2 protein-coding genes are annotated in these 2400 nt (G+C 66.6%); both read right to left on the bottom strand.

Features of this window, described 5'->3' with window-relative positions; translation table 11 throughout:
- Nucleotides 1-143 precede the first annotated feature (143 nt).
- Nucleotides 144-956, bottom strand: coding sequence for a class I SAM-dependent methyltransferase (locus tag SE92_RS17175; RefSeq protein WP_063196839.1), 813 nt, complete (start codon nucleotides 954-956; stop codon nucleotides 144-146).
- Nucleotides 957-1008: 52 nt separating this feature from the next.
- A partial coding sequence (locus SE92_RS17170; RefSeq protein ID WP_198172664.1) for a WD40 repeat domain-containing protein occupies nucleotides 1009-2400 on the bottom strand: 1392 nt, incomplete at its 5' end.

Genomic DNA, 2400 nt, shown 5'->3' with positions numbered 1-2400 from the left:
CGGGGAGAGGGTTTCTCCGCAATGGGACAATCTCCAAGAGGAGAAAGCCCTCACCCGCGCCTTCGGCGCGACCTCTCCCGCAAGCGGGAGAGGTGAAGAAGCCCCCGCAATTGAAGTGACCTAAAGCCAGTCCGTTCCAGCAGCTACGGCCGCGCTTCGATCACGATCGCCTGGATCTTGCCGTCCAACGCTCCGGCGCCGTGACGCGTTCGGATCGCCGCGGCGACGAGGTCGGTGGCAGCCTGCAGCTTGCCGGCATCCCGTGCCTCGATCTCGCTGCGCAGCGGCGTACCCTGGCAGAGGGCGAGTGCGACATATTCGGGCGAGGGCGCGCGGCTGATTTCTGATCGCGTCTCGATCGCGATGTCGCGGAAGCCGGCACGTTCGAGATCGATTTTGATGACGCTCTTGTCGTAATAGCCGTGCGGCGTGCGCACCATGAAGCGCGGCGGGTCGTCGGGAAACAGCTTTGCGAGCGCGATCGTCGCTTCATGCGTCAGCACATTGTCCTCGATGCGGTCCCAGACGTTGAACACGAACGTACCATCGCCCTTCAGGACGCGCTTGACCTCTCCGTAGGCCCTGACACGGTCCGGAAAGAACATCGCGCCGAACTGGCAGCAGACCACGTCGAACTCGGCATCGCCGAAGGGCAGGGCCATGGCGTCCGCCTGCCGCCAGGTGATGCGATCGTCATTTGCCTGGCGCTGCGCGGCGACCGCAAGCATGGGCTCGTTGAGGTCGGTCGCAACGTAATGGACTTCGCGCGGCAGCGCCGCCGCCACGGCGCGCGTCACTGCGCCAGTGCCCGCGGCGATCTCGAGCAGTGCGGTCGGAGAGCGGGCGGCGACGCGCCGTGCGATGTCCTCCGCATAGACGGAGAAGATCATCGGGACGAGATACTCGTCGTAGATCTTCGGAATCGAGCCGGCGAAAACCTTGTCAGTGGCGGACATGCTGGCCTCGCTGAAGGTTCGGACACGGGGCCGATGTTAGCACCCTCGCCACCTATCGCGCCAGCAACGAGATGAATCCTGCGGGTTCCTGCATCGCCTTGCGGGCCTCGAGCGACATCGGCTCAAAGCGGCTGCCACTCGAGATGCTGAGCCGGCTTTCGACGCCGTTCGACCCCACATAGCAGCCTTCAGGCGTGTAGCTGACATAGCCGTCATCGCCGAAGCCGATCGCGGTGAGCAGCACGCGCCGCTCGGCGATATCCCAGACCTTGATGGTCTTGTCCTCACTGGCCGAGATCAGCCGGGTGCCGCCCGGGAAGAACGCGACGGCCTCGACATCCTCCTGATGGCCCGCAAAGCTTGCGAGCAGTCGACCGCTGTCGGCGTCCCACACATTCACCGATTTGTCGCGTCCGCCGCCGCCGGTGACGATGCGCTTGCTGTCCGCGGACCAGCTCGCCGACACGACATAATCCCGGTGGCCGGCGAGCAGCCGTGACGTGCCGCTCCTGACGTCCCACACTTTCGCCGAGCCGAGTTCCGCGTCCGAGCCGGCGGTCACCACGCGCGTGCCGTCGGGCGAATAGGCAACGCGCAGCGCCTTGCGGCCATAGGCGTCCTTGGCATCGATCGCACCGCTGGTGCGATAGAATCTGATCTTGCCGTCATAGCCGGCCGAGACGAATTCACCCGAGCCGGAGGGCGCGTAACTCAGGGAACGCACCGCGGCGCGCGCGGGATCGCCGCTGGGGTGGTCGAGCTTGCTCTTGGCGAGCTCGCGGGTTGCGAGGTTCCAGATGCGCACGACGCCATCCTCGCCGGCCGAGGCCAGATATTTGAGCGACGCCTCCGGCGCGAAGGCGACGGCGAACTGCTTTGCGCCGGCGTCGAACGTCAGGCTTCGGCCGTCGCTTCCGAGGTCCCACACCTTCACCTTGCCGTCCCATCCGGCGGAGGCGAGCTGCGTGCCGTCCGTCCAATAGTCGAGCGCGTAGACGGCTCCGGCGTGTCCCCGCAACACCCGCGTCAGTCGAAAAGACGCGGCGTCCCAGAGCCGGATCACGCCGTCGTCGCCGGCGGTGGCAATCTCGCGCCTGTTGGGCGAGACGGCGATGGTGCGGACGCTGGCACCCTCGACATTCGGCTTGATCGAGACCGGAATGAAGGGACCCCCGACGGCGTCATTGCCGCGCCGCGCGGTTCGCATGGTGCAAGTCGATGCCGGCACGGCGGCAATGCTCTTCGTTTCGGCTGCCGGCGGGGACGTGAGCGCGAGCGGGACGACGGTGGCCGGAGCGGCCGCCATTTTCGGCGCGGCACTGGGCTTTGCAGCCGGCGGCAGGATGGGCGCGGTCTGCACCTTCTTCGGTTCGAGTTCAACGGTCGCCGGAGCCGTGTGCGGCGCTGCCGCGGCGAGCTTGTTGCGCTGAACCTTTGCCAGGTC

This window comes from Bradyrhizobium sp. AT1 (assembly GCF_001590795.1).
In the GTDB taxonomy this organism is placed as follows: domain Bacteria; phylum Pseudomonadota; class Alphaproteobacteria; order Rhizobiales; family Xanthobacteraceae; genus Bradyrhizobium.
Note: the sequence above shows the minus strand (reverse complement) of the source record. Positions and strands in the feature narration are given on the sequence as shown.